Origin of the sequence: Pseudomonas anguilliseptica, from assembly GCF_021375795.1 — a bacterium.
Taxonomy (GTDB): domain Bacteria; phylum Pseudomonadota; class Gammaproteobacteria; order Pseudomonadales; family Pseudomonadaceae; genus Aquipseudomonas; species Aquipseudomonas anguilliseptica_A.
The window spans coordinates 477,896-502,166 of sequence record NZ_JAEIOI010000001.1 but is presented as its reverse complement, the minus strand read 5'-3'; the positions used below and the strand labels follow the sequence as shown (position 1 = coordinate 502,166).

The 24,271-nt window shown below is 62.8% G+C and carries 21 protein-coding genes; 17 read left to right on the top strand and 4 right to left on the bottom strand.

The features are described 5' to 3' along the window. Positions 1 to 22 precede the first annotated feature (22 nt). On the top strand, positions 23 to 670 hold the full coding sequence (gene msrA, locus IOD17_RS02305) for a peptide-methionine (S)-S-oxide reductase MsrA (RefSeq protein ID WP_233683496.1): 648 nt from the start codon (positions 23 to 25) through the stop codon (positions 668 to 670). Between the two features lie 21 nt (positions 671 to 691). Then, positions 692 to 883: a putative motility protein gene (locus IOD17_RS02300; RefSeq protein WP_233683495.1), complete on the top strand. Its 192-nt coding sequence runs from the start codon at positions 692 to 694 to the stop codon at positions 881 to 883. Here IOD17_RS02300 and IOD17_RS02295 read toward each other — a convergent pair. Further along, on the bottom strand, positions 880 to 2,532 hold the full coding sequence (locus tag IOD17_RS02295; RefSeq protein ID WP_233683494.1) for a phytoene desaturase family protein: 1,653 nt from the start codon (positions 2,530 to 2,532) through the stop codon (positions 880 to 882). The genes IOD17_RS02300 and IOD17_RS02295 overlap by 4 nt on opposite strands. Before the next feature lie 126 nt (positions 2,533 to 2,658). Between IOD17_RS02295 and IOD17_RS02290 the strand changes: the two genes are divergently transcribed. Next, positions 2,659 to 3,210, top strand: a complete 552-nt coding sequence (locus IOD17_RS02290) for a PadR family transcriptional regulator (protein WP_233683493.1) — start codon at positions 2,659 to 2,661, stop codon at positions 3,208 to 3,210. A gap of 86 nt (positions 3,211 to 3,296) precedes the next feature. Beyond that, positions 3,297 to 4,550 carry an HD-GYP domain-containing protein gene (locus tag IOD17_RS02285; RefSeq protein ID WP_233683492.1) on the top strand — a complete coding sequence of 418 codons (1,254 nt, stop codon included), beginning with the start codon at positions 3,297 to 3,299 and terminating at the stop codon, positions 4,548 to 4,550. Here the strand turns inward: IOD17_RS02285 and IOD17_RS02280 are convergent. Beyond that, on the bottom strand, positions 4,547 to 5,395 hold the full coding sequence (locus IOD17_RS02280; protein ID WP_233683491.1) for a 23S rRNA (adenine(2030)-N(6))-methyltransferase RlmJ: 849 nt from the start codon (positions 5,393 to 5,395) through the stop codon (positions 4,547 to 4,549). The genes IOD17_RS02285 and IOD17_RS02280 overlap by 4 nt on opposite strands. Positions 5,396 to 5,492: 97 nt before the next feature. Between IOD17_RS02280 and IOD17_RS02275 the strand changes: the two genes are divergently transcribed. The 5 genes from IOD17_RS02275 (at position 5,493) to selO (ending at position 15,284) form a co-directional block, all read left to right on the top strand. Continuing rightward, positions 5,493 to 6,536 carry an NAD(P)H-dependent flavin oxidoreductase gene (locus IOD17_RS02275; RefSeq protein WP_233683490.1) on the top strand — a complete coding sequence of 348 codons (1,044 nt, stop codon included), beginning with the start codon at positions 5,493 to 5,495 and terminating at the stop codon, positions 6,534 to 6,536. An 82-nt stretch (positions 6,537 to 6,618) separates the two neighbouring features. After that, complete coding sequence (locus tag IOD17_RS02270) at positions 6,619 to 8,421, top strand: acyl-CoA dehydrogenase (protein WP_233683489.1); 1,803 nt, start codon at positions 6,619 to 6,621, stop codon at positions 8,419 to 8,421. A 137-nt stretch (positions 8,422 to 8,558) separates the two neighbouring features. Then, the gene (locus IOD17_RS02265; RefSeq protein ID WP_233684497.1) at positions 8,559 to 10,304 is read left to right on the top strand and encodes a potassium/proton antiporter; all 1,746 of its coding nucleotides are present in this window, start codon (positions 8,559 to 8,561) and stop codon (positions 10,302 to 10,304) included. Positions 10,305 to 10,384: 80 nt separating this feature from the next. Beyond that, positions 10,385 to 13,750, top strand: coding sequence for a mechanosensitive channel MscK (gene mscK / locus IOD17_RS02260; protein WP_233683488.1), 3,366 nt, complete (start codon positions 10,385 to 10,387; stop codon positions 13,748 to 13,750). A 73-nt stretch (positions 13,751 to 13,823) separates the two neighbouring features. Further along, positions 13,824 to 15,284, top strand: coding sequence for a protein adenylyltransferase SelO (selO, locus tag IOD17_RS02255; protein WP_233683487.1), 1,461 nt, complete (start codon positions 13,824 to 13,826; stop codon positions 15,282 to 15,284). 88 nt (positions 15,285 to 15,372) lie between these two features. On the opposite strand, the gene IOD17_RS02250 is transcribed toward selO, so the two are convergent. Continuing rightward, positions 15,373 to 16,071, bottom strand: a complete 699-nt coding sequence (locus IOD17_RS02250) for an aspartate/glutamate racemase family protein (RefSeq protein ID WP_233683486.1) — start codon at positions 16,069 to 16,071, stop codon at positions 15,373 to 15,375. A gap of 237 nt (positions 16,072 to 16,308) precedes the next feature. On the opposite strand from IOD17_RS02250, the gene IOD17_RS02245 reads away from it, so the two are divergent. The 5 genes from IOD17_RS02245 to IOD17_RS02225 all read left to right on the top strand — a co-directional run bounded on the left by IOD17_RS02245 (position 16,309) and on the right by IOD17_RS02225 (position 21,428). Beyond that, the gene (locus IOD17_RS02245) at positions 16,309 to 18,105 is read left to right on the top strand and encodes an SLC13 family permease (RefSeq protein ID WP_233683485.1); all 1,797 of its coding nucleotides are present in this window, start codon (positions 16,309 to 16,311) and stop codon (positions 18,103 to 18,105) included. A 123-nt stretch (positions 18,106 to 18,228) separates the two neighbouring features. After that, on the top strand, positions 18,229 to 19,506 hold the full coding sequence (locus tag IOD17_RS02240) for a bifunctional O-acetylhomoserine aminocarboxypropyltransferase/cysteine synthase (protein ID WP_233683484.1): 1,278 nt from the start codon (positions 18,229 to 18,231) through the stop codon (positions 19,504 to 19,506). A gap of 60 nt (positions 19,507 to 19,566) precedes the next feature. Then, positions 19,567 to 20,001, top strand: coding sequence for a thioredoxin TrxC (trxC, locus tag IOD17_RS02235; RefSeq protein ID WP_233683483.1), 435 nt, complete (start codon positions 19,567 to 19,569; stop codon positions 19,999 to 20,001). Positions 20,002 to 20,095: 94 nt separating this feature from the next. Next, positions 20,096 to 20,539 carry a YiiD C-terminal domain-containing protein gene (locus tag IOD17_RS02230; RefSeq protein WP_233683482.1) on the top strand — a complete coding sequence of 148 codons (444 nt, stop codon included), beginning with the start codon at positions 20,096 to 20,098 and terminating at the stop codon, positions 20,537 to 20,539. 88 nt (positions 20,540 to 20,627) lie between these two features. Beyond that, on the top strand, positions 20,628 to 21,428 hold the full coding sequence (locus tag IOD17_RS02225; RefSeq protein ID WP_233683481.1) for a universal stress protein: 801 nt from the start codon (positions 20,628 to 20,630) through the stop codon (positions 21,426 to 21,428). A gap of 97 nt (positions 21,429 to 21,525) precedes the next feature. Here IOD17_RS02225 and IOD17_RS02220 read toward each other — a convergent pair whose 3' ends face one another. After that, on the bottom strand, positions 21,526 to 22,296 hold the full coding sequence (locus IOD17_RS02220) for a ParA family protein (RefSeq protein ID WP_233683480.1): 771 nt from the start codon (positions 22,294 to 22,296) through the stop codon (positions 21,526 to 21,528). 212 nt (positions 22,297 to 22,508) lie between these two features. On the opposite strand from IOD17_RS02220, the gene IOD17_RS02215 reads away from it, so the two are divergent. From IOD17_RS02215 to IOD17_RS02205, 3 genes are read left to right on the top strand one after another with little or no spacing between them, the layout of a single operon-like run. Then, the gene (locus IOD17_RS02215; RefSeq protein ID WP_233684496.1) at positions 22,509 to 23,240 is read left to right on the top strand and encodes a beta-ketoacyl synthase chain length factor; all 732 of its coding nucleotides are present in this window, start codon (positions 22,509 to 22,511) and stop codon (positions 23,238 to 23,240) included. Then, complete coding sequence (locus tag IOD17_RS02210; RefSeq protein ID WP_233683479.1) at positions 23,213 to 24,028, top strand: lysophospholipid acyltransferase family protein; 816 nt, start codon at positions 23,213 to 23,215, stop codon at positions 24,026 to 24,028. The genes IOD17_RS02215 and IOD17_RS02210 overlap by 28 nt, the downstream gene beginning before the upstream one ends. Next, positions 24,003 to 24,263 carry a phosphopantetheine-binding protein gene (locus IOD17_RS02205; RefSeq protein ID WP_090249897.1) on the top strand — a complete coding sequence of 87 codons (261 nt, stop codon included), beginning with the start codon at positions 24,003 to 24,005 and terminating at the stop codon, positions 24,261 to 24,263. Before IOD17_RS02210 ends, IOD17_RS02205 begins: the two co-directional genes overlap by 26 nt. The last annotated feature ends 8 nt before the right edge of the window (positions 24,264 to 24,271 follow it).

Below are 24,271 nucleotides of genomic sequence, written 5' to 3'. Positions count from 1 at the left end.
CTGCTGCCGAGGTAACACCCCCATGGTTCTGCGCTCGCAAATTCTCGCCCACAAACTCGAACTGCCCACCGCCGAGCAGGCCTTGCCCGGCCGCGCCACTGCCATGGCCGTACCCAGCAGCCACTTCGTAAATGGCAACGCCTTGCAAGCGCCCTTCCCAGAAGGCCTGCAACAGGCGGTATTTGCTCTGGGCTGCTTCTGGGGTGCCGAGCGGCGCTTCTGGCAGCAGCCCGGGGTGTGGAGCACCGCCGTTGGTTATGCCGGCGGCCATACGCCCAACCCCACGTATGAGGAGACCTGCTCCGGGCTGACCGGCCACACCGAAGTGGTGCTGGTGGTGTTCGACCCGCAGCTCACCTCCTATGAAGCCCTGCTGAAAGTCTTCTGGGAAGCGCACAACCCGACCCAGGGCATGCGCCAGGGTAATGACATCGGCAGCCAGTACCGCTCGGCGATCTACTGCCATGACGCGGCGCAACTGGCCGCCGCCCAAGCCAGCCAGGCGCAGTTTCAGGCCGAGCTGGAAAAGGCTGGCTTTGGCCCGATTACCACCGAAGTGCGCGAAGCGCCGCCGTTCTACTACGCTGAGGCCTACCACCAGCAGTACCTGGCGAAGAACCCCGGCGGCTATTGCGGCCTGGGCGGTACCGGGGTCTGCCTGCCAGGCTGAAAATTTGCAGAGGAAGATTCCATGGAACTGAACATCAGCCAGGTTTCCACCCAGGCAGCGGCTCAGGCCTCTGCCCTGGCCTCACTGCTGTTGCTGCGCAAAACCCTGGAACTGCAGGCTGCCAACATCGGCGGCCTGGTGCAGGCCGCCACGCCAGCCAGCGTGCCGAGCAATCCACCGAACCTAGGTAATAGTATCGACGTGGTGGTTTAGCCCGCTACATCCGCAGTCGCACTGCCCTCGCTAGGCGCTTGTGCCTTCCAGCTTTTCAACAGTTTGCCGACCTTGTAGCCGCGCCAGCCCAGCATGCGCGAGGCCGTCAGCACCCCGGCCATCAGTGCACCGCCCACCCCTGCAGTGACCGTATCGGCGCCGGTCAGGTACAGCCCTTTGATCGGCGTCTGGGTGTGGATCCAGTGCTGCTCAAAGCGCTCGACCGTGTGATCAATGCCGTAGATCTCGCCCTGCTCGTTCCACTGGAACCACTCGGTCGACAGCGGCGTGCCCAGCTCGCAAAAGTCCAGCGCACCGCGCAATTGCGGCTGATGCTGGTAGAGGGTTTCCAGCAGTTGCGCCGTCAACTCGGCCTTGAAGGCGTCATAGTCAGCACCGCGTTTGCCCCAGGTGCTGCCCTTCCATTTAGCAAACCACTCGGGCTGCGTCGGCGCGACGATCTCAACCGTGGCCTTGTTCGGGTACTGCGCATCCCACGCGAGGTCCTTGGCCGAGGGGAAGCTGATATAGATCAGCGGCATCGCCGGATTTTGCCCAGCCATAAAACTGCTGACGTTGTGGTCATGATCATGGGTCGGGTAGACCCAGTAGTTGGTCTTCGGCAGCTTCAACTCGGCGGCGCTGCCCTTGAAGCCGGCGTAGAGACACAGGGTCGCGGCCGACAGCTTGACCTTGGGCAGCTGCTCCAGCAGGCCATGGTTACTGGCCACCTGATGGTCAAGCAGGCGGGTATAGGTCGGCACCAGGCCGGCGCAGCTGACGATCTGCGGGGCGCGGATCTCGAAGCCATCTTTCTGCATGCGCACGCCGACTGCACGACCGTGCTCCACCAGAATCTGGTCGACCCCGGCGTAAGTGAAGACATGGCCGCCGGCCGCCTCGATCACCGGGATAATGCTTTCGGAAATCTTCGTCGCACCACCCACCGGGTAATTGCCGCCGGTGATGTAGTGCTTGGCCACCATCGCATGCATGACAAACGCCGCTTCGGCAGGCGGCAGGCCGTAATCACCCCACTGCGCGGTGAGCACGCCGATCAGCTGCTGGTTGTCGGTCAGGCCTTCAAGCACTTCACGGGTGGTTTTGAAGAAGTAATCCGGAAGCCACAACCGGCGCAGCTTGCTGTAGAGCATGCCCACTGAGCGTGGCATTGCCTGACCGGCGAAAAATCTTAGAACCTTGGCACTGACCTCACTGAGCAGGTCGACATATCGGTCAAGCACGGCGCCTTCTGCGGGAAAATGGCGCAGCATCTCGGCCTTGAACTCCTCGCGCCCAGCCACGTAGTCGTAGGTCTGCTCGCCGATCACGATGCGGTCATAGTGGGCGTCCATTGGTGCCCACTGCAGTTGACCGTCACTGATCACATCAAACACCCGGCGAATGGTCGACCAGGGTTTATGCACCTCGCCGATGTAATGCACCCCCACATCCCACTCGTAGCCTTCACGTTCGTAACTGTGGGTGTAACCGCCGGCGGTGTAATGCTGCTCCAGCACGCACACACGCTTGCCAAGCTTGGCCAGCAGCGCGGCGGTGGTCAGGCCACCGATACCGGAGCCAATGATGATGGCGTCGTAATCACCCTGAATCAGGCGCGGGCGGAAGCGGGTACCGGTACGTTTCATGGGAAGCTCCTGCGCTATTCTTGTTATGCAATTTTTTGCATACTAGGCAGCGATTGGAGCCAATGCAACTTTTTGCATAATCCGTATACTGCGGCGCACCTCAATAGCAGCCGGTGAAACCCGCTTATGTCGCTCAAGCACGCCATCCTTATCCTCCTGGAAAGCGAACCCGGCAGCGGCTACGACCTGCTCAAGCGCTTCAAGGATGGCCTCGGCTACTTCTGGAACGCCAAACATCAGCAGGTTTATCTGGAGCTGAAAAAACTCAGCGAAGCCGGCTGGCTTGAGTTCGAAGCACAGGCCCAGGACACCCGTCCGGACAAAAAGAACTACCGCCTCACACCTGCCGGCCACGCCGAACTGCTGCGCTGGCTGGGCGAGCCGGTGCAGCCGAACAAGATTAACGATGCGTTGCTGGTAAAACTCTATGCCGGTGCGCATACCTCGCTGGATAACCTGCGCGAAGAAATGCAGCGGCATGTCGCCATACACCGCAAGACCCTGGACAGCCTGCTGAATATTGAGCGCGAGTACCTGGCTCTGCCCGACGAGCAACGCAAAGCCCTGCGCCTGCCCTACCTGACCCTGCGCCGCGGCATCCTTGGCGAGCAGTCCTGGCTGGCCTGGGCCGATGAGGTCGACCACGCTCTGCAAGACAGCAGCGAAGCTGCCCCGTAATTAGTGCAGAAACGCCTGCAGCCTGCTGTCAGGCGCTAGGCAAAGCGCTAGACTGCCAGCCATTAGCCATCATTGCCGACACCCGCATGCCTGCCAGCGCTCCTGCCTATATCGAACCCGATCAACTGTGTATCGGCCTGTATATCCAGCTCGAACTGGCCTGGTGGGAACACAACTTTGCTTTCAGCAATTTCAAGATCAAGGACGAGGGGCAGATCAAGGCCCTGCGCGCCCTCGGCCTGGAACGCCTGCGCTATGACCCGGCGCGCAGCGATTGCCCGCCGCTGGAACGCGTGACCGCAAGCGCACCCGCGCCCATCGAGCCCGCCAAGCCCAACCCTGAGGACGTTGCTCGCCAGCAACGCGCCGCCAAGCTCGGCGCACTGCGCAAACGCCTGGCCGAGGTGGACCGCAAATTCGTTCAAGCGAGTCAGCAGGTCAAAGCGCTCAACCAGAGCCTGCGCAGCCGCCCGGAAGACGCCAGCAAACAGGCCGGTGAAATTGTCGGCTCAATGGTCGAGGCCCTGCTCGGTGGCAGCGGCGCGGTGCTGCACAGCATCAACAGCAAGGTGGCCGAGGACAGCTACTTCCACTCACTGAACGTCACCGTGCTGAGCCTGATGCTCGGTCGCCAGATCGGCCTGGACAGCGAGGATTGCCACATCCTCGGCATGGGTGCGCTGCTGCACGATATTGGCAAGCTCGACATCCCCAGCAAGGTGTTGCTCAAGCCCGAACCGCTGACGCGGCCGGAGCAGCAACTGCTGCAACTGCACTGCGAATTCGGCCTGCGCACGGGCCACAAGCTGATGCTCGACGACGAGGTGCTGCGCATCATCAACGAGCACCACGAATACTGCGACGGCAGCGGCTACCCGCGTCAGCTGTCTGAAGCCGCCATCGGCCGCCTAAGCCGCCTGGTGTGCATCACCAACCAGTTCGACAACCTGTGCAACCCGCTCAACCCGCGCGATGGCCTCAGCCCCCACGAAGCCCTGGCGCTGATGTTCAAGCAATACAGTGCGCGCTTCGATGCGGTGGCGCTGAAGGCCTTTATCCGCTGCATGGGCATCTACCCGCCCGGCAGCCTGGTGCAACTGGACGACCAGCGCTACGGCCTGATCCTCGGCATGAACCCGAGCCAACCGCTGAAACCGACGCTGATTGTCTACGACGCCTCCGTGCCCAAGCACGAGGCGCTGATCCTCGACCTGGAACAGGAGCCGCGCCTGGGTATCGCCGCCTGCCTGCGCCCGACCCAGCTGCCGCGCGAGGCGCTGGAGTACCTCAATCCGCGCCAGCAGCTGACGTACTTCGTCGAGCCGAGCAACAGCCGCTAGCCGCCGCTGTTCTCCTCAATCAGCCAATCCAGCCGCCAGCCGCCCTGGCTTTGCCCCAGCAGGTCGGCTAGCCACGGCAGGATCTGCTTGAGTTCGTCGTCCAGGCCCCATGGTGGGTTGCTGATCACCAGGCCGGAGCCGTTCAGCCGCGCGGCTTCGTCGGTGGGGTGTACGTAGAGTTCGACGCGCAGCAGCTTGGGCGCTTTGCTTTTTTGCAGGTCGCGGTAGAAGCGGCTGAGCTGGCGCAGGTCCTTGATCGGGTACCAGATCGCCACCACCGCCTGGCGCATGCGGCTGATGGCTTCGCTCAACGACTGGGCGCAGCGTTCCATCTCATCGACCTGCTCGAACGGCGGATCAATCAGCAGCAGCGCGCGCTTTTCGCGGGTTGGCAACAGGGCGCGCGGCACATACCAGCCTTCGCCCAGGTGCACGGCCACGCGGCGGTCGCCGTGCATGTTTTCCTTGAGCAGGCGGCCGTCTTCCGGGTGTTTCTCGTTCAGGTGCAGGCGGTCTTGTTCACGGGTCAACAACCGCGCCAATTCCGGTGAGCCGGGGTAATGGCGCAGCTCGCCATCCGGGTTCATCGCCCGAATCACTTCCAGATAGTCCAGCAGCGGGTCCGGCACGTCGCTGGCCTGCCACAGCCGGGCGATGCCTTCCAACCACTCACCGGTGCGGCTGGCCTGGTCACCGCGCAGGTCATACAGGCCGATACCAGCATGGCTGTCGAGGTAGGCGAACGGCGCCTCCTTGCGTGACAGCAGGGCGATCAGGCGAGTGAGGACGTAGTGTTTCAGCACATCGGCATGGTTGCCGGCATGGAAGGCGTGGCGGTAGTTCATGTGGGCGGACTCCTGTGGCCGGGCAGTTTACCAGTTTGCCAGGTGCCTGATGGATCAGTACGGTGGCGGCTGATCCGCCTGGCAAGGGAGAACCGACATGTCACTGCAAAATCTTTTTGGCGTTGAGCTGCCGCTGATTCAGGCACCGATGGCCGGCGTGCAGCTGCACGGTTTGGCCGCCGCCGTATCGAATGCCGGTGCGCTCGGCTCGCTGCCCTGCGCCATGCTCGACGCCGCCGGCTTGCGCAAGGAACTGCAGGCGCTGCGCGAGAAAACCAGCAAGCCGTATAACCTGAACTTCTTCTGCCACACCCCACCAGCCGTCGATGCTGCTCGCGAAGCGGCCTGGCGCGAGGCGCTAAGCCCTTTCTACGCCAAACTCGGCATTGACCCCGCGACCATCGCCAGCGGCCCTGGCCGCCAGCCGTTCAGTGCCGAGATGGCTGATCTGCTGGATGAATTCAAACCCGCCGTGGTGAGTTTCCACTTCGGCCTGCCCTCGGCCGAGTTGTTAGCACGGGTCAAGGCGTGCAGAGCCAAAGTGCTCAGCTCGGCAACCACGGTGGCGGAAGCACTGTGGCTCGAAGCCAACGGCGCGGACGCGATCATCGCCCAGGGCCTGGAAGCCGGCGGCCATCGCGGCATGTTCCTCAGCGATGAGCTGAGCAGCCAGCTCGGCACCTTCGCCCTGCTACCGCAGATCGTCCAGGCGGTGCGCGTGCCGGTGATTGCTGCCGGTGGCATTGCCGATGCGCAAGGTGTTCGCGCGGCCATGGCCCTCGGTGCGGCCGGGGTGCAAATCGGTACCGCCTACCTGTGCTGTGATGAAGCCAGCACCAGCGCCATTCACCGTGCTGCCCTGCATAGCCCGGCAGCACAGCACACGACGCTGACCAATCTGTTTAGCGGCCGTCCGGCACGTGGTATCGTCAACCGAGTGATGCGCGAGCTGGGCCCGCTCAGCCCGCTGGCACCCACCTTCCCGCTGGCGACGGCGGCCATTGCCCCGCTGCGGGCCAAAGCGGAAAGCCTGGGCAGCGGCGACTTCTCACCGCTGTGGGCGGGGCAGAATGTCAGCGGCTGCAAGGCTATAGGCGCCGCAGAGCTGACCGCAGAGCTGGCCCTGGGCTTTACTCGCTAAGCCTCTATCACGCTTATTGATAGTGCTGGGAGCCACGCGCGCGCCTGCTTAGACTCGCTGCATCGCAACCGGAGGTACACCCATGTCCGAGTCCCTGCTCAGTTCCCGCAACCTGGCCTTCGAGCTGTATGAAGTGCTGGACGCCGAAGGCCTGACCCAGCGCGAGCGCTTCGCCGAGCACAACCGCGAAACCTTCGACGCCGCCATCGGCACCGCCCGCGGTATTGCCGAAGAGCTGTTCGCCCCGCACAACCGCAAGAACGACGAACACGAGCCGCAGTACGTGGACGGTGCCGCGGTGCTGATCCCGGAAGTCGAACCGGCCCTGCGCGCCTTCCACGACGCCGGCTTCCTTAACGCCACCCGCGACTTCGAACATGGCGGCATGCAGTTGCCCAACCTGCTGTCGCAAGCCTGCTTCGCTCACTTTCAGTCGGCCAACATCGCCACCAGCTCCTACTCGATGCTGACCATGGGCGTGGCCAACCTGATCGAAGCCTTCGGCAATGATGAGCAGAAGCGCAAGTATCTGCAGCCGATCATCGATGGCCGCTTCTTTGGCACCATGGCCCTGACCGAGCCGCACGCCGGCTCCTCACTCTCGGACATCCGCACCAAGGCCGAACCGCACGCCGATGGCAACTACCGGATCAAGGGCAACAAGATCTTTATCTCCGGCGGCGATCAGCCGATCTCGGAGAACATCGTGCACATGGTGCTGGCCAAGCTGCCGGACGCACCGCCCGGCGTGAAAGGCATCAGCCTGTTTATCGTGCCAAAATTCCTGGTCAATGAAGATGGCTCACTGGGCAAGCGCAACGACGCCCTGCTGGCCGGTCTGTTCCACAAGATGGGCTGGCGCGGCACCACCTCCACCGCGCTGAACTTCGGCGATAACGACGATTGCGTCGGCTATCTGGTGGGCAAGCCGCACCACGGCCTGAGCTATATGTTCCAGATGATGAACGAGGCGCGCATCGGCGTCGGCATGGGCGCCATCATGCTCGGCTACGCCGGCTACCTGTACTCGCTGGACTATGCACGCAACCGTCCGCAAGGCCGCCACGCCGATGGCAAGGACCCGAGCAGCCCGCAGATTTCCATCGTCGAGCACGCGGACGTACGCCGCATGCTGCTGACCCAGAAGGCCTATGTGGAAGGCGCTTTCGACCTCGGCCTATATGCCGCGCGACTGTTCGACGACACCCAGACCCTGGAGACCGAGGAGCAGCGCAAGACCGCCCTGGAACTGCTCGATCTGCTCACCCCGATCGTCAAATCCTGGCCCTCGGAGTTCTGCCTCAAGGCCAACGAACTGGCCATCCAGATTCTCGGCGGCCACGGCTACACCCGCGAATACCCGGTGGAACAGTACTACCGCGACAACCGCCTCAATCCGATCCACGAAGGCACCCACGGCATCCAGTCACTCGACCTGCTGGGCCGCAAGGTGTCGATGAACGGCGGCGCGGCGCTCAAGCAACTACTCAAGCTGATCCACGGCACCTGCCAGCGCGCCGAAGCCCATGCCTCGCTGACAGCCCTGCGCCAGCCGCTGGAGCAACTGCTGGCACGCCTGCAAAGCGTGACCCTGGCGCTGCTGGGCGACCTGATGAGCGGCAAGGTCAACGAAGGCCTGGCCAACTCGGCGCTGTACCTCAAGGTGTTCGGCCATACCGTGATCGGCTGGCGCTGGTTGGAACAGGCGATTCGCGCTGAAGAAGGCCTGGCGCGCGGCAACGCCGCCGATGCCGACTTCTATAAAGGCAAGCTGCAGGCCGCGCGCTACTTCCTGACCTGGGAAGTGCCGAGCTGCCACCACGACCTGGCCATCCTCGAAGCCCGCGACGACACTTGTCTGGGCATGCAGGACGCCTGGTTCTAACGCGCCCAGCATGTTGTTACAAGACGCCCGGCCCATGCCGGGCGTTTTTTTGACAGAAAGCCAAGGCGGCAGGTTAGAATCCCTGGCACGCGCCATGCATAACCATGCATTACCGAGCCCGCCAGGAGTACGTCACTTTGGATGCCAGCACCATCAATAACCTGTTTTTGATCGGTGGCGTGCTGGTAGCAATGAGCATCCTGGTCAGCGCATTCGGCTCGCGCTTCGGCATCCCCATCCTGGTGATCTTTCTCGGCGTCGGCATGCTCGCCGGCACTGACGGCCCTGGCGGCATCGTTTTCAATAACTACCCACTGGCCTATCTGGTCGGCAACCTGGCGCTGGCCATCATCCTGCTCGACGGCGGTATGCGCACACGGGTATCGAGCTTCCGCGTGGCCTTATGGCCCTCACTATCGCTGGCTACAGTGGGTGTGCTGATTACTGCCGGGCTGACCGGCATTGCTGCTGCCTGGCTATTCAACCTGAGCTGGATGGAAGGCCTGCTGATCGGTGCCATCGTCGGCTCCACCGATGCCGCAGCGGTATTCAGCCTGCTTGGCGGACGCGGCCTTAACGAACGGGTCAGCGCGACCCTGGAAATCGAATCGGGCAGCAACGACCCGATGGCGGTGTTCCTCACAGTCACCTTGATCGCCATCCTGTCCAGCGGCCAGGACGGCCTGACCTGGGATCTGCTGGTGCAACTGCTGCAGCAGTTTGGCATCGGGACGCTGTTCGGGCTTGGCGGTGGCTGGCTGCTGCTTAACCTGATCAACCGCATGGAGCTGGCCAACGGCCTTTACCCCCTGTTGGTGGTCAGCGGCGGCCTGATCATCTTTGCCATCACCACGGCCGTCGGTGGCAGTGGCATTCTGTCGATTTACCTGTGCGGCCTGCTGCTGGGCAACCGCCCGATCCGCTCGCGCCACGGCATCCTGCACATGCTTGATGGCCTGACCTGGCTGGCGCAGATCGGCATGTTCCTGGTCCTCGGCTTGCTGGTCACGCCTCACGAACTGCTGCCGATCGCCCTGCCCGCACTGGGCCTGGCGTTGTGGATGATCCTGTTTGCTCGGCCGCTGTCGATCTTCATCGGCCTGTTGCCATTCCGCGCCTTCCATGACCGCGAGCGGGCCTTTATCGCCTGGGTTGGGCTGCGCGGCGCAGTGCCGATCATCCTCGCTGTGTTCCCGCTGATGGCTGGCCTGCCCAACGCCCAGCTGTTTTTCAACGTGGCATTCTTTATCGTGCTGGTCTCACTGCTGCTGCAGGGCACCAGCCTGCCGTTTGCCGCCAAATTGCTGCGCGTCACCGTCCCACCAGAGCCCGCGCCGGTATCGCGTGCCGGCCTGGAAGTGCACCCGACCAGCCAGTGGGAGCTGTTTATCTACCGCCTCGGCGCGGAGAAATGGTGTATTGGCGCCGCCCTACGTGAATTGAACATGCCCGAAGGCACCCGTATTGCGGCCCTGTTCCGTGGCAAAGAGCTGCTCCACCCCTCCGGCAGCACCACCCTGGAGGCGGGCGATTTGCTCTGTGTCGTCGGCCATGAGCATGACCTGACCGCACTGGGCAGACTGTTCAGTCAGGCGCCCAAACGCGGTCAGGACCTGCGCTTCTTTGGTGATTTCGTTCTCGAAGGCGATGCTGAATTGGCGGCCGTGGCCGCGCTGTATGGCCTGCAACTGGGCGAGATTGATGGCCAGCAAGCGTTGGGCCGCTTTATCGCCCATGAAATTGGTGGCGAGCCGGTGATCGGCGACCAGGTGCAGTGGCAAGGCCTGACCTGGACCGTCGCCGCGATGGAAGGGAACAAGATCCGCAAAGTCGGCGTCAGATTCCCCGAAGGCAGCCGACCGGGCCCGGCACTCTTTCTCTGACGAGGAAGCTGAAACAGCGGTCAGCGTTTGTGCGGCCGCCTGTTAAACTCAGCATCCTCTCGGGCCTTACGATCACCACTATGTCCTCTTTCCGCGTCTACCTCTCGGCCGTGCTCCTCGGCCTGTGCCTGAATGCCCCCGTGCTGCTGGCGGGCGAGCCGCCCAGCAGCGCCGATGTGCAACGCAACCTCGACGGCCTGGCCGATCGCAAGCTGCCGGAAGCCGAGCAGCAGGCGATCAAACAGACCCTGGAGAAAACCCTGGCGCTGCTTGCCGAACAGGCCGACAGCCGGCAACACCTGGCTGACCTGGAAAAGCAGCTGCAACAAGCGCCGCGCCTGATCGGCGAAGCCCAGCGCGACTTCGAGCGCCTCAAAGGCAGCCAGCCGACCCAGGTCAACCTGCGCTATGCCAACAGCCCGCTGCCGCAACTCGAACAACTGCTGGCCGAGCGCAATAACCAGCTGAGCGACTGGCAGAAGCAGATCATCGAAGCCAACAGCCTGATCATCACCGCGCAAACCCGCCCCGAGCGTGCTCAGGCCGAGATCAGCAGCAACCAGAGCCGCAGCCAGGAAATCAACAGCATCCTGAAAAGCGCCCGCGATGCCGGCAAGCCGCTGAGCAACGAGCGCCGTGATCAGCTCAATGCCGAGCTGGCCAAGCTGGAAGCGCAAACCCAGCTGCGTCGCCAGGAGCTGGCCGGCAACAGCCTGCTACAGGACCTCGGCAACAGCCGCCGCAGCCTGCTGGAAGAACGCATCAAGCGCATCGAGAAAGAACTGTTCGACCTGCAGAACCTGATCAACGATAAACGCCGCGACCTCTCCGAGCAGACCGTCGCCGAGCAGTCCCGCGAAGCTGAAAAGGCCGGCAGCGACAGCCTGCTGGCGCGGGAAAGTGCGCTCAACCTGACACTGTCTGACTACCTGCTGCGCGCCACCGACCGCCTCAACCAGCTGACCCGGGAAAATCTGCAAACCAAGCAGCAACTCGACAGCCTGAGCCAGAGCGACCAGGCCCTGGACGAGCAGATCAGCGTTTTGCAGGGCAGCCTGCTGCTCTCGCGCATTCTCTATAAGCAGCAGCAGGCACTGCCGACGCTGAAGATCGACAGCGACCTGCCCGACCAGATTGCCGACCTGCGCCTGTACCAGTTCGAGCTCAACCAGCAGCGCGAAAGCATCAACAACCCCAGCGCCTATGTCGACCAGTTGCTGGCCGCCCCGAACAGCGACCCGGATGCCGATATCGCTGCACTGCGCAGCAACCTGCTGGACATCATCGACACCCGCCGCGAGCTGATTGACCGCCTCAACCGTGAGCTGAACGCCCTGCTCAACGAATCGATCACCCTGCAACTCAATCAGAAACAGCTGAAGGCCACGGCCGAAACCCTGCGCGCCACCCTCGACGAGCAGATGTTCTGGATCCCTAGCAACAAACCGCTGGACCTGGAGTGGTTCAAATCGGTGCCGCACCTGCTGGAGCGGCAGATCGCCGAACTGCCCTGGGGCGCCAACCTGCGTCAGCTGGCTGCCGGCCTGACCGAACGACCGCTGCTGTTTCTGCCGCTGTTGCTGCTGATCGTGGTGCTGCTGTGGCGACGCGGCTACCTGTACCGCAAGCTCGGCGAACTGCACCAGGACATCGGCCACTTCAAACGCGACAGCCAGCTGCATACGCCCATGGCGATCATGCTCAACGTGCTGCTGGCCCTGCCTGGTACGCTGTTCCTCGCGCTGTGCGGTTTCGCCCTGCAGATGGACGCCCGCGGGCAGAACGCCAACCTGGGCCAGGCGCTGTTCCAGATGGCCCAGGCCTGGCTGGTGTTCTACACCGTGTACCGCATCCTTGCTGATGGCGGCGTGGCCGAACTGCACTTCCGCTGGGGCCGCCCGCAGGTGGCCTTCCTGCATCGCCAGATCCGTCGACTGGGCCTGGTGGTGATCGCCCTGGTCGCCGTGGTAACGGTGGCCGAACACCAGCCGGCCAGCCTCGGCGACGACGTGATCGGTCTGACCGTGGTGCTCAGCTGCTATGCCCTGATGGTCTGGCTGCTGCACAAACTGCTGCTCAGTGGCCCGGCTCGCGAGCACGCCTCGGCGCTGCGCATGCTGATTGGCATTGCCCTGAGCCTGCTGCCGCTGGCACTGATCGTCGCGGTTGGCTTCGGCTATTACTACACCGCCCTGAAACTCAGCGACCGCCTGATCAACACCCTCTACCTGCTGATGATCTGGCTGATCATCGAAGCCACCTTCGTCCGCGGCCTCTCGGTGGCTGCACGACGCCTGGCCTATCAGCGCGCCCTGAGCAAGCGTCAGGCGCAGAGCAAAGATGGCATCGAAGGCACGGAAACCGTGGTCGAGGAACCCACCCTGGACATCGAGCAGGTCAACCAGCAATCGCTGCGACTGATCCGCCTGGCCCTGCTCGGCACCTTTATCGCCGGGCTGTACTGGGTCTGGGCGGACCTGATCTCGGTCTTCGCCTACCTCGACAACATCACCCTCTACCAATACAGCAGCGGCACGGGCGATGCCGCCACCCTGGTGCCGATCAGCCTCAACGATGTGCTCGGCGCGCTGATCATCGTCGGCATCACCGTGGCCCTGGGGCGCAACCTGCCGGGTCTGCTTGAAGTGCTGGTGCTGTCGCGACTCAACCTGGCCCAGGGCAGCGCCTACGCCACCACCACCCTGCTCTCCTACCTGATCGTCGGCATCGGTTTCGTCACCACCCTGTCGACCCTCGGGGTCAGCTGGGACAAGTTGCAGTGGCTGGTCGCCGCGCTGTCGGTCGGCCTCGGTTTTGGCTTGCAAGAGATCTTCGCCAACTTCATCTCCGGCCTGATCATCCTGTTCGAACGTCCGGTGCGTATCGGCGACGTGGTGACCATCGGCAACCTGTCCGGCACGGTCAGCAAAATCCGCATCCGCGCCACCACCATCACCGATTTCGACCGCAAAGAAATCATCGTGCCGAACAAGACCTTCGTCACCGGGCAGCTGATCAACTGGTCGCTCAACGACACCGTCACCCGTGTCATCGTGAAGATCGGTGTGGCCTACGAGACCGACCTGCCCCTGGCACGCAAACTGATGATGCAAGCGGCCGAGGAAAACCCACGAGTGCTACGCGACCCGGCACCCGTGCTGTTCTTCCTGACCATCAGCCCGAGCACCTTCGATTACGAACTGCGCTTCCATGTGCGCGAGCTGGGCGACCGTAACGCCGCCACAGACGAAATCCTCACGCGTATTGCCATGAGCTTCCGCGAGCACAACGTGGAAATGGCCTTCAACCAGGTCGAGGTGATGATCAAGAACCTGCATGGTCAGGAACTCAACCTGACCACCGGGCAAATGGTCGCTGCCACGGCCGCCGCTGATGCCCAGCAGAGCAAACTGCCGCCTCCCGCTCCGGCGGTCGACCCGCAGTAACGCGCCACCGGCCCGCCCCAGCGGGCCGTTTACTGACCACTGCCAGGCTGCTTCGCCCGGCTGGAGCCTGATTGTGAAATCGCTGATCGAGTTGCAGTTCGACAACCGTTTCGCCCGCCTCGGCGATGCCTTTTCCACCCACGTGCTGCCCGAGCCAATTGCCGAGCCGCGCCTGGTGGTCGCCAGCCCGGCGGCTATGGCCCTGCTCGACCTGGACCCGAATGAAGCCGACAGCGAGGTGTTCGCGCAGATTTTCACCGGGCACAAGCTGTGGAGCAGCGCCGAGCCGCGCGCCATGGTCTACTCCGGGCATCAATTCGGCGGCTACAGCCCACGCCTGGGCGACGGCCGCGGCCTGCTGCTGGGCGAGGTCGTCAATGACGCCGGCGAGTACTGGGATCTGCATCTGAAAGGTGCTGGGCAAACGCCCTACTCGCGCATGGGCGACGGCCGCGCGGTGCTGCGCAGCTCGATCCGCGAATTCCTTGCCAGCGAACACCTGCACGCCCTCGGCATTCCCAGCTCGCGGGCGCTGTGCGTCACCGGCTCCAGCACCCCGGTGTGGCGTGAGAAGCAGGAACGCGCGGCGATGGTGCTGCGCCTGGCACCCAGCCATATCCGCTTCGGTCACTTCGAATACTTCTACTACACCCGCCAGCACGAGCAGCTCAAACAGCTGGCCGAGCATGTCCTGCACCAGCATTACGCCGACTGCGCGCAACAGGAGCAGCCGTATCTGGCGATGTTCCGCGAGATCATCGAACGCAACGCCACAATGATCGCCTACTGGCAAGCCTACGGTTTCTGCCATGGAGTGATGAACACCGACAACATGTCGATCCTCGGCATCACCTTCGATTACGGCCCCTACGCCTTTCTCGATGATTTCGATACCCAGCACATCTGCAACCATTCCGATGACAGCGGCCGCTACAGCTTCAGCAATCAGGTGCCGATTGCCCAGTGGAACCTCGCAGCTCTCGGCCAGGCCCTGGTGCCGCTGGTGGATATAGACGCGCTACGGGAAACCCTGGGGCTGTTCCTGCCCCTGTACCAGGCGCACTACCTCGACCTGATGCGCAAGCGCCTGGGCCTGCTCAGCGCCGATGACGGCGACGAAGCCCTGGTGCAACGCCTGTTGCAACTGATGCAAAGCAGTGCAGTGGATTACACCCTGTTCTTCCGCGAACTCGGCGACAGCCCGGCCGCGCACGCGGTCACGCGCCTGCGCGACGACTTCACCGATCTGGCCGGCTTTGACACCTGGGCCGCCGACTACCTGGCGCGCAGCGCACGTGATGGCGACGACCAGGAGCAACGCCGTATGCGCATGCACGCGGTCAACCCCAAATACATCCTGCGCAATTACCTGGCTCAACAGGCAATCGAAGCCGCCGAACAGGGCGACTACACCCCAGTGCGCGAACTGCATCAGGTGCTGTCACAGCCCTTCGACGAGCAGCCCGGCTTCGAACGCTACGCCCAGCGCCCACCGGAATGGGGCAAGCACCTGGAAATAAGCTGTTCATCGTAGGTTGGGTTGAGCTTGCGAAGCCCAACAAGGAGCGCATAGCGCTCCACCCGGCTATCGCTGGGCTTCGTCGCAAGCTCCTCAACCCAACCTACACACCACCCAGCAGCCACTCCAGCCCCATGGCCACATGCAGCTCGGTGCTGTCGAGCAGTGGCAGCGGCGCATCCAGCCCATCGAGCAGCAAACCGATTTCGGTGCAGCCGAGAATGGCCACTTCGGCACCCTGCGCGTGCAGGCTGCGCAGGCAGTTCAGATAGAAGTCGCGTGCTTGCGGCAGAAACTGGCCTTGGCACAGCTCGGCAAAGATCACCCGGTCGATCTCCGCCATCTGCGCGGCGTCCGGGGTGATCACTTCAATACCGAAACGCTCGGCCAGGCGCTGGCGGTAGAAGTCTTCCTGCATGGTGAAGCGCGTGCCCAGCAAAGCCGCACGGCGCACACCCTGGCGTTGCAGGGCCTGGGCAACCGCGTCACCGATATGCAACAGCGGTATCTGCACCGCCGCTTCCAATGCCGGCGCGACCTTGTGCATGGTGTTGGTCGCCAACAGCAAGGCCGTTGCGCCGGCCTGCTGCAAGCCCTGCGCAGCCCTGGCCAGTAGTTCACCCGCTGCCTGCCAGTCGGCGCGGCGCTGCAGTTCAGCGATCTCGGCGAAGTCCACGGAGTGCAACAACAACGGGGCCGAATGCAGGCCACCCAGTTGCTCGCGCACGCCTTGATTGAGCAAGCGGTAATAGCTGGCCGTGGATTCCCAGCTCATCCCGCCCAGAATACCTAGCTGACGCATATCCACCTCCGCTGCGCAAAGACCGCAGCCTAATCCGCCACCGGTTAGGCGCACAGGCACAGTGCGCGCCAGAGCGGCCGGTACAGCCTTATCTATTAAATCGAAAAGGCATATAAACCTTTCCAAACATTCTTAGACTCTCTAAGCAGCAACCCTTATCTTCTCCGCCTTGCGTGGCCGCCCCGTCTGAACTGGCGCGCCCGATACCTCACACGAGATTCGACGCTAAGGATGTCCATGTTCTGGGATTCATTGCCCCTGCCCTTGCTGTTTGTCGGCGCCCTGCTGGTCTGGGTGCTCTACGCCTTTGTGCGTGAGAAGTGGAGCCCGGACATCGTCGCCGCCATCGCCGTGGCGGCGCTGTTGATTACCCAGTTGCTGACACCTGCGGAAGTGCTCAGCGTGTTGAGCAACTCGGCGCCGGTAACCATCGCCTGCATGTTCGTGCTCTCTGCGGCACTGGAGCGCACCGGCTGTATTGACGCCCTGGGTAACTGGCTGGGTGATCTGGTTGGCACCAGCCCGATTCGTGTGCTCACCGGGCTGACCGTCACCGCCCTGGTGATTTCCGCCTGCCTGAACAACACCCCGGTGGTGGCCATTCTCACCCCGGTGGCGATTTCCCTGGCCCGCCGTGCCGGCACACTGCCGTCAAAACTGCTGATTCCGCTGTCCTACGCCACCATTCTCGGCGGCACCCTGACGATGATCGGCACCTCGACCAATATTCTGGTCGACGGTGTCGCGCGCAAGGCTGGCCTGGAACCCTTCGGCATCTTTGAGATTACCGGCGCCGGGCTGGTCATGGCCGCCTTCGGCATGGCCTACCTGCTGACCATCGGCCATCGCCTGCTGCCTGAGCGTGAAACCCTGTCCAAGCAGTTGCGCCCAGATCTTGAGCGCACCTTTATGAGCGAGTTGCTGGTACCGCACGACTCACCGATGATCGGCAAAACCCTCAGCGAGGCCAACCTCAATGGCGGCAGTGGCCTGCAAGTGCTGAAGATCTTCCGTGACCAGGAAGAATTCACCGAGCCCGCCCATGACACGCTGCTGATGGCCGGTGACCAACTGGTGATCCACGGCCAGGTCAAAGACGTGGTCGAACTGCGCGGCAGCGGCCACCTCAGCTTCAACCGCAGCGAAGCCTTCGAGACCATCAGCAGCCACGACGTGGTGCTGGCCGAGGCTATCGTCGGGCGCAACTCGCGCTACAGTAACCGCCCCATGCGCGACCTCGACCTGACTGCGCGCTACGGCATCGCCGTGCTGGCCGTGCACCGCCAGGACGAGAATGTTTCCGGCAACCTGGACGAGTTCCAGTTGCAGTTCGGTGACGTGATGCTGGTTGAAGGCACGCCGGCACAGATCAAGCGCTTCGCCGACAACGGCGAACTGATCAGCCTCAACAACGTGCAGGAGCGCGCATTCCGCCGTGACAAGGCGCCGATTGCGATCATCGCCACCCTGGCGGTGATGCTGCTGGCCGCGTTTGGCGTAATGCCCATTGAGGGTCTGGCAATCATCGGCGCAGTCACCGTGCTGGCGACCCGCTGCCTGGATGTGGAAGACGCCTACAAGGCCGTGGACTGGAAGATCCTCAGCCTGATCTTCGGCATGCTGGCCATCAGCATCGCCATGGACAAGGTCGGCCTGGTCAAGTTGATGGTGGAGAACGTCATGGGCTGGCTGCCCTGGGCCGGCCCGCTGCTGATGCTGTCGTTTATCTACCTGTTCACGTCCATTCTCACCGAGGTGCTGTCAAACAACGCGGTAGCGGTGCTGGTGACGCCCATCGCCATCGGCATGGCTCAGCATCTGGGTGTCGATCCGCGCGCCTTCGTGGTCGCGGTGATGTTCGCCGCCAGCGCCAGCTTTGCCACCCCGATCGGTTACCAGACCAACACCTTCGTCTACAACGCCGGTGGCTATCGCTTTACCGACTTTATGAAGATCGGCATTCCGCTCAACCTGCTGTTGTGGGGCGTCGCTACAGTGATCATCCCCTGGTTTTTCCCGCTAACGCCAATCTGACGGCATAAGCTGCAAACACATCGATCTAACCCAAGGCCCGTTTCATTGCTCCAGCGCATTGACCGGGCCTTGCTGCTTTCTCCATGCTGCGAACCTTTCAATCTGCCCTGAAGGAACGCGCGCATGAAATTGGAAACCCTGGCCATCCACGCCGGCTATAGCCCTGACCCGACCACCAAGGCCGTGGCGGTGCCGATCTACCAGACCAGCTCCTTTGCCTTCGACGACACCCAGCACGGTGCCGATCTGTTCGACCTGAAAGTCGCCGGCAATATCTATTCGCGAATTATGAACCCGACCAACGCCGTGCTCGAAGAGCGCGTGGCAGCACTGGAAGGCGGCGTCGGCGCACTGGCCGTGGCCTCCGGCATGGCGGCGATCACCTACGCGATCCAGACTGTGGCCGAAGCCGGCGACAACATCGTCTCGGTGGCCAAGCTCTACGGCGGCACCTACAACCTGCTGGCCCACACCCTGCCGCGCTTCGGCATCCAGACCCGCTTTGCCGCCCATGACGACATCGCTGCCCTGGAGGCGCTGATCGACGAGCGCACCAAGGCGGTGTTCTGCGAATCCATCGGTAACCCGGCTGGCAATATCGTCGATCTGGCGGCTCTGGCTGCGGCTGCGCACCGCCATGGCGTGCCACTGATCGTCGACAACACCGTGGCTACGCCGATACTCTGCCGCCCCTTCGAACACGGCGCAGACATCGTCGTGCACTCACTGACCAAGTACATCGGCGGCCACGGCACAAGCATCGGTGGCATCGTCGTCGACTCCGGCAAATTTCCCTGGGCCGACAACAAGGCACGCTTCCCGCTGCTCAACACCCCCGACCCGTCCTATCACGGCGTGACCTACACCGAAGCCTTCGGCCCCGCCGCCTTCATCGGTCGCTGCCGCGTGGTGCCGCTGCGCAACACCGGCGCGGCGCTGTCGCCGTTCAATGCCTTCCTGATTCTGCAAGGCCTGGAGACCCTGGCCCTGCGTATGGAGCGACACACCGAGAACGCGCTGAAGGTCGCCCACTACCTGCAAAACCATCCGCAGGTGGCCTGGGTGAAATATGCCGGTCTGCCGGATCACCCCGAGCATGATCTGGCCGTGCGCTATACCGGCGGCAAGCCGGCAGCGATCCTCTCGTTCGGCATTGTCGGCGGTCAGGAAGCCGGCGCGCGCTTTATCGATGCGCTCAAGCTGGTGGTGCGCCTGGTGAATATCGGCGACGCCAAGTCGCTGGCCTGTCACCCGGCCTCGACCACTCACCGTCAACTCAATGACGAAGAACTGGAGCGTGCCGGCGTGCCGCGTGACATGGTGCGCCTGTCGATCGGTATCGAGCACAGCGACGACATCCTCGCCGACCTGACCCAGGCGCTGGACGCTGCCGCGGGCTGATCACCCTTGATATCCGCGCAAGCGACTCCAGATAAGGGATAACCGCCTCTGGAGTCGCCCATGCCCAACCCTCTGCTGATCCCCTGCCCGCACTGCAACGGCCTTAACCGCATTCCCGCCGAGCGCCTGGGCGATACGCCGCGTTGTGGCCGCTGCAAGGCCGAGGTGCTGCCCAGCACACCCTTCGAGCTGACCCAGGCCAACTTCGATGCGCAGAACAAGGGCGACCTGCCACTGCTGATTGATGTCTGGGCCAGTTGGTGCGGCCCGTGCCGCAGCTTTGCGCCGATCTATGAACAAGCCGCCGCGCAGCTGCAAGGCCGCTGCCGCCTGAGCAAACTGGACAGCGAGGCCAACCCGCAACTGTCGGCAGAAATGGGCATTCGCTCGATCCCAACCCTGATCCTGCTCAAAGGCGGTGTGGAAGTGGCCCGACAGAGCGGTGCCCTGCCCTTGCCGCAGCTGCTTGGCTGGTTGCGCCAGCAGGGCATTTGAGCGAATCGGTCAATCCGTCCACGGCACCGCGGTCATTACCGAGCTCACGACCAACCTTTAGGCTGGCTACACACCCATAACTGTGGAGCCGACCATGCCGCTGCCTACTGAACTGGTGCGCCAGCTCACCGAAGAACAGATCGCCTTTGTCCAGCGCAGCGGGCTCAAGGCCGATGTGCTGGAAGTGGGTCATGTGCGTCTGCGCATGCCGCTGACGGGTAACCAGAACCATATCGGCAGCATGTACGCCGGCGCGCTGTTCACCCTGGCAGAAATTCCTGGCGGGGCATTGTTTCTCACCAGCTTCGATACTCAGCGCTTTTACCCCATCGTCAAGGAAATGAACCTGCGTTTTCGCCGCCCGGCCACCGGTGATATACAGGTCGAAGCGAGCCTGAGTGAGGCGCAAATCGAGCAACTGCAAAAACAGGCAACAGAAGAGGGTAAAGCGGAGTACGTTTTAGAGTTGCAGCTGACCGACGACAGTGGTGAAGTAGTGGCTCAGAGTCGCGGCCTGTACCAATTACGCACGCGCTGACGCCTGACCTTGCCCTGGGTCAAAAGTCCAGCTATGACTCGAGGTCACAATAAATGTGCCGACATGCATCGGCAGGAGAACGCCGACCATGCCCAGTCACATCCTTATTGCCCACGACCTGCGCGACACGGCCGACATGGCCCTGTGCCGCGCCACCCAGTTGGCCAAGCAGTTCAACGCCAAACTGACCATCCTCCACGTGCTCGATCCGAGCAAAAGCAGTCAAGATCATGAGCTTGCCAAACAGGCCCTAGATCGCAGCATCACCCAGTACGCACCGCCCGGCAGCCAACTGCTGATTCGCAGTGGCATCAAGCCTTCGGAAGTGGTGCTGCAGCAGCTCAGCGAGCTGGACTGCGACCTGCTGGTACTCGGCGGCCATCACCAGCGCCATGACTTCTTCTCCGGCACCAGCCTCGACCGCATCGCGCGCAACTGCCCGGTGCCGCTGCTGCTGGTGGCACGTAACGATTTCCGTCCGTATGAGCGCGCCTTGGCCGCCATCGACTTCTCCCTGTGCGCCTGCAGCGCCCTCGGCCAGGCCTATCGCCTGCTGCCGGAAACCGCCGACCTGCATGCCCTGCATGTGTTCGAACCGAACAAGGGCACGCCCAAGCAGGTCGAAGCGCAACTGGCCACGCAGAAAGCGCTGATCAACCAGCTGCTCGAAGATGAAGCGCAGAACCTGCCGGAAAAAGGCCCGACCTTGAGCCATTCGGTGGAACAGGGCGGCATTCTGCGTTGCCTGCAAGCGCGCCTGAAAAGCCACAATATCGAACTGCTGGTACTCGGCAGCCACGGCCGCAGCGCACTGTCGCAAGCATTGCTCGGCAGCCTGGCGCAACACTTCCTACATAAGGCGCCCTGCGACATTTACGTCGTTCGCTGACGATCTGCTGCGCGTCGGCCCTGCTGCATGAAAACTGGCTCTGAACCAGCCAATAAAAAAGCTGCCTAGGCAGCTTTTTTTATTTACGGGCTAACGCTCAATTGGCGTTAAGCAGGTCGTGCAGCTCGACAAATTGCTGGGTCAGCTTGTGGCTACGGTCCAGATGGATCAGCGGCGTGCAGGCCTGGTGCGACTCGCGCATCTTCACCGAACTCATCAGGTTGACCGGCAGCACCGGCAGGCCCTCGGCGATCAGCTCATCGAGCAGTTGCTGCGGCAGGCTGGCACGCGGCTGGAACTGATTGACCACAATGCCTTCAACTTCCAGGCCTTCGTTGTGGTCTTCCTTGAGTTCTTCGATTTCGCGCAGCAAGCCGTACAGCGCCTGACGCGAGAAGCTGTCGCAGTCAAAGGGAATCAGCACGCGGTCGGCCGCAATCAGCGCCGACACGGTGTAGAAGTTCAAGGCCGGCGGGGTATCCAGGTAGATCCGCTCGTAGTCTTCGCTGAGGTCTTCGAGCAGTTTGCGCAGCTTGTTGATCTTGTGCTTCTGCTCCAGCTTGGGCTGCAGATCAGCCAGCTCGGCGGTGGCGGTGACCACATGCAGGTTTTCAAACGGCGTTTCGTAGATATCCACGCTGCCTTTCTTGCCGAACGGCGCGGATGACAGCGTGCCCTTGAAGAACTCGGCGATGCCCATGGGGATTTCCTCGCCGGTCAGGCCGGTAAGGTAATGGGTCGAGTTGGCCTGGGCATCCAGGTCGATCAACAGGGTGCGATAGCCCTGCGAGGCACTCACCGCGGCCAGGTTGCAGGCGATGCTGGACTTACCCACACCGCCCTTCTGATTGAAGATCACGCGCCGCATGAAACACCTCCCTGACCCGCATTAACCCCGAAATGGTCCCGAATTCTATGCAAACTACGTGACAAGGGCGAGATTTTCGGCACTTGACCTGTCGCCGATGGTCAGAACCCGGCGCCATGGATTTGCGCACGACCCGCGTGGTCTGGATAATGCCAGCACTTCGCCACACCTGCTGCCAAGCCCCACGCTGGTTGCGGCTGGCTGTAGCCGACATGGACGCGCAGCGCGTGACACACTTCAGGATCGAACAATGGCGTGCCTGGGCCCCTGGCCTGGACAGCACGGCTGACTGGTGCGCCTGGCATCAGGCTCCGCTGTGCCTGACGGATGCCGGCGAACAGCCGGATGTCAGCGCCCTGCCCGCCATGCAACGCCGGCGCCTGAGCCGCCTGGCACGTATGGCCTTTCACGTCGCCTGGCCGCTGGCCGAAGCGCACCCGCAACTGCCCATGGTGTTTGCCAGCCGCCACGGCGAAACCCCGCGCACCCTGACCATCCTCAGCGATCTGGCACACGACGAGCCGCTGTCGCCGACCCAATTCAGCCTCTCGGTACACAACGCGATCATCGGCCTGTGGTCGATCCAGCGTGGCGATCACAGCGAAATGACCGCCATTGCCGGTGCCGGCGACGGCCTGGAAAACGCCGTACTGGAAGCCTGCGGCATGCTCCACGACGGCGCACCGGCAGTGTTGCTGGTGATTGCCGAAGAAACCCCGCCCGCGCTGTACGCGCCGTTTATCGATGACGTGCCGTTTCCCTATGCGGTTGGCCTGCTGCTGACCCCGGGCGAAGACTGGCAGTTGCAGCTAAGCCGGGGCGACGGCGTCCGCAGCGAATGGCCGCACGCGCTCAACCTGGTACGCGCCCTGTGCAGCGACCAGACCACCCTGCAACATCACTGGAAGAACCGCCAATGGACCTGGTCTCGCAACAAGGTCTGAGCCGGTACAGCGCGCCCTATTGGTGGCGGCTGATCGCTACGGCCCTGAGTTTCAGCCTGTTCGGCATCGGCGGGGTGCTGCTGCGCGTACTGATCTTCCCGCTGCTGGCCCTGCTGCCGGGTGACAGCCTGGTTCGGCGTACCCGCGCGCGCGCCGTGGTGAGCAAGACCTTCTACCTGTTCGTACGTTTTATGTACCGCAGCGGCGTGCTGACCTACGAAGTCGAAGGCATCGAGCGTCTCGGCCAGCCAGGCCAGATGGTGATTGCCAATCACCCGTCACTGATCGACGTGGTGGTGCTGATCGCCTTTATTCGTGATGCCAACTGCGTGGTCAAACAGAGCCTGTGGGACAACCCGAGCATGCGCGGACCGATCCGCGCCGCCGGTTACATCAGCAACAGCGGCAGCATGGACATGCTCGACGAAGCCGCCAGCGCCCTGCAGAGCGGCCAGACCCTGGTGATTTTCCCGGAAGGCACGCGCACCACGCCGGGCCAGCACCCGGAATTTCACCGTGGCGCAGCGGCCATTGCCCTGCGCGGCGCACGCGTTGTCACCCCGGTGGTAATCAGCGTCACGCCCACCACCCTGACCAAGGCCGAGCCCTGGTACAGCATTCCGTCGCGTCGCTTTCACTTCCGCCTTCGGGTAGGCGAGGATATCGACCCACAACAGTTCAATGCACTGGGGCCAGCGCCGATTGCGTCCCGCAAACTCAATGATGTACTGCACCAACACTTTATTAAGGAGCTCGCCGAAGATGAGCGATTTGCAGCTGGAAATTAAAAACCTGATCATCGACGCCCTGGGCCTCGAAGACATGGCCGCAGAGGATATCGCCGCCGACCTGACCCTGTTCGGTGAAGGCCTGGGCCTGGACTCGGTAGACGCCCTGGAACTCGGCCTGGCGATCCAGAAACGTTTCGGCATCAAGATCGACGCCGAAGCCAAAGACACCCGCAAGCACTTTGCCAACGTAGCCAGCCTGGCGGCATTCGTGTCATCGCAACAAACCGCCTGAGGAAGCCG

Coding starts and splice junctions, on each gene's coding strand:
- msrA (WP_233683496.1), top strand. CDS start 23: ATGGTTCTGCGCTCGCAAATTCTCGCCCACAAACTCGAACTGCCCACC.
- IOD17_RS02300 (WP_233683495.1), top strand. CDS start 692: ATGGAACTGAACATCAGCCAGGTTTCCACCCAGGCAGCGGCTCAGGCC.
- IOD17_RS02295 (WP_233683494.1), bottom strand. CDS start 2,532: ATGAAACGTACCGGTACCCGCTTCCGCCCGCGCCTGATTCAGGGTGAT.
- IOD17_RS02290 (WP_233683493.1), top strand. CDS start 2,659: ATGTCGCTCAAGCACGCCATCCTTATCCTCCTGGAAAGCGAACCCGGC.
- IOD17_RS02285 (WP_233683492.1), top strand. CDS start 3,297: ATGCCTGCCAGCGCTCCTGCCTATATCGAACCCGATCAACTGTGTATC.
- IOD17_RS02280 (WP_233683491.1), bottom strand. CDS start 5,395: ATGAACTACCGCCACGCCTTCCATGCCGGCAACCATGCCGATGTGCTG.
- IOD17_RS02275 (WP_233683490.1), top strand. CDS start 5,493: ATGTCACTGCAAAATCTTTTTGGCGTTGAGCTGCCGCTGATTCAGGCA.
- IOD17_RS02270 (WP_233683489.1), top strand. CDS start 6,619: ATGTCCGAGTCCCTGCTCAGTTCCCGCAACCTGGCCTTCGAGCTGTAT.
- mscK (WP_233683488.1), top strand. CDS start 10,385: ATGTCCTCTTTCCGCGTCTACCTCTCGGCCGTGCTCCTCGGCCTGTGC.
- IOD17_RS02250 (WP_233683486.1), bottom strand. CDS start 16,071: ATGCGTCAGCTAGGTATTCTGGGCGGGATGAGCTGGGAATCCACGGCC.
- IOD17_RS02245 (WP_233683485.1), top strand. CDS start 16,309: ATGTTCTGGGATTCATTGCCCCTGCCCTTGCTGTTTGTCGGCGCCCTG.
- IOD17_RS02240 (WP_233683484.1), top strand. CDS start 18,229: ATGAAATTGGAAACCCTGGCCATCCACGCCGGCTATAGCCCTGACCCG.
- trxC (WP_233683483.1), top strand. CDS start 19,567: ATGCCCAACCCTCTGCTGATCCCCTGCCCGCACTGCAACGGCCTTAAC.
- IOD17_RS02230 (WP_233683482.1), top strand. CDS start 20,096: ATGCCGCTGCCTACTGAACTGGTGCGCCAGCTCACCGAAGAACAGATC.
- IOD17_RS02225 (WP_233683481.1), top strand. CDS start 20,628: ATGCCCAGTCACATCCTTATTGCCCACGACCTGCGCGACACGGCCGAC.
- IOD17_RS02220 (WP_233683480.1), bottom strand. CDS start 22,296: ATGCGGCGCGTGATCTTCAATCAGAAGGGCGGTGTGGGTAAGTCCAGC.
- IOD17_RS02215 (WP_233684496.1), top strand. CDS start 22,509: ATGGACGCGCAGCGCGTGACACACTTCAGGATCGAACAATGGCGTGCC.
- IOD17_RS02210 (WP_233683479.1), top strand. CDS start 23,213: ATGGACCTGGTCTCGCAACAAGGTCTGAGCCGGTACAGCGCGCCCTAT.
- IOD17_RS02205 (WP_090249897.1), top strand. CDS start 24,003: ATGAGCGATTTGCAGCTGGAAATTAAAAACCTGATCATCGACGCCCTG.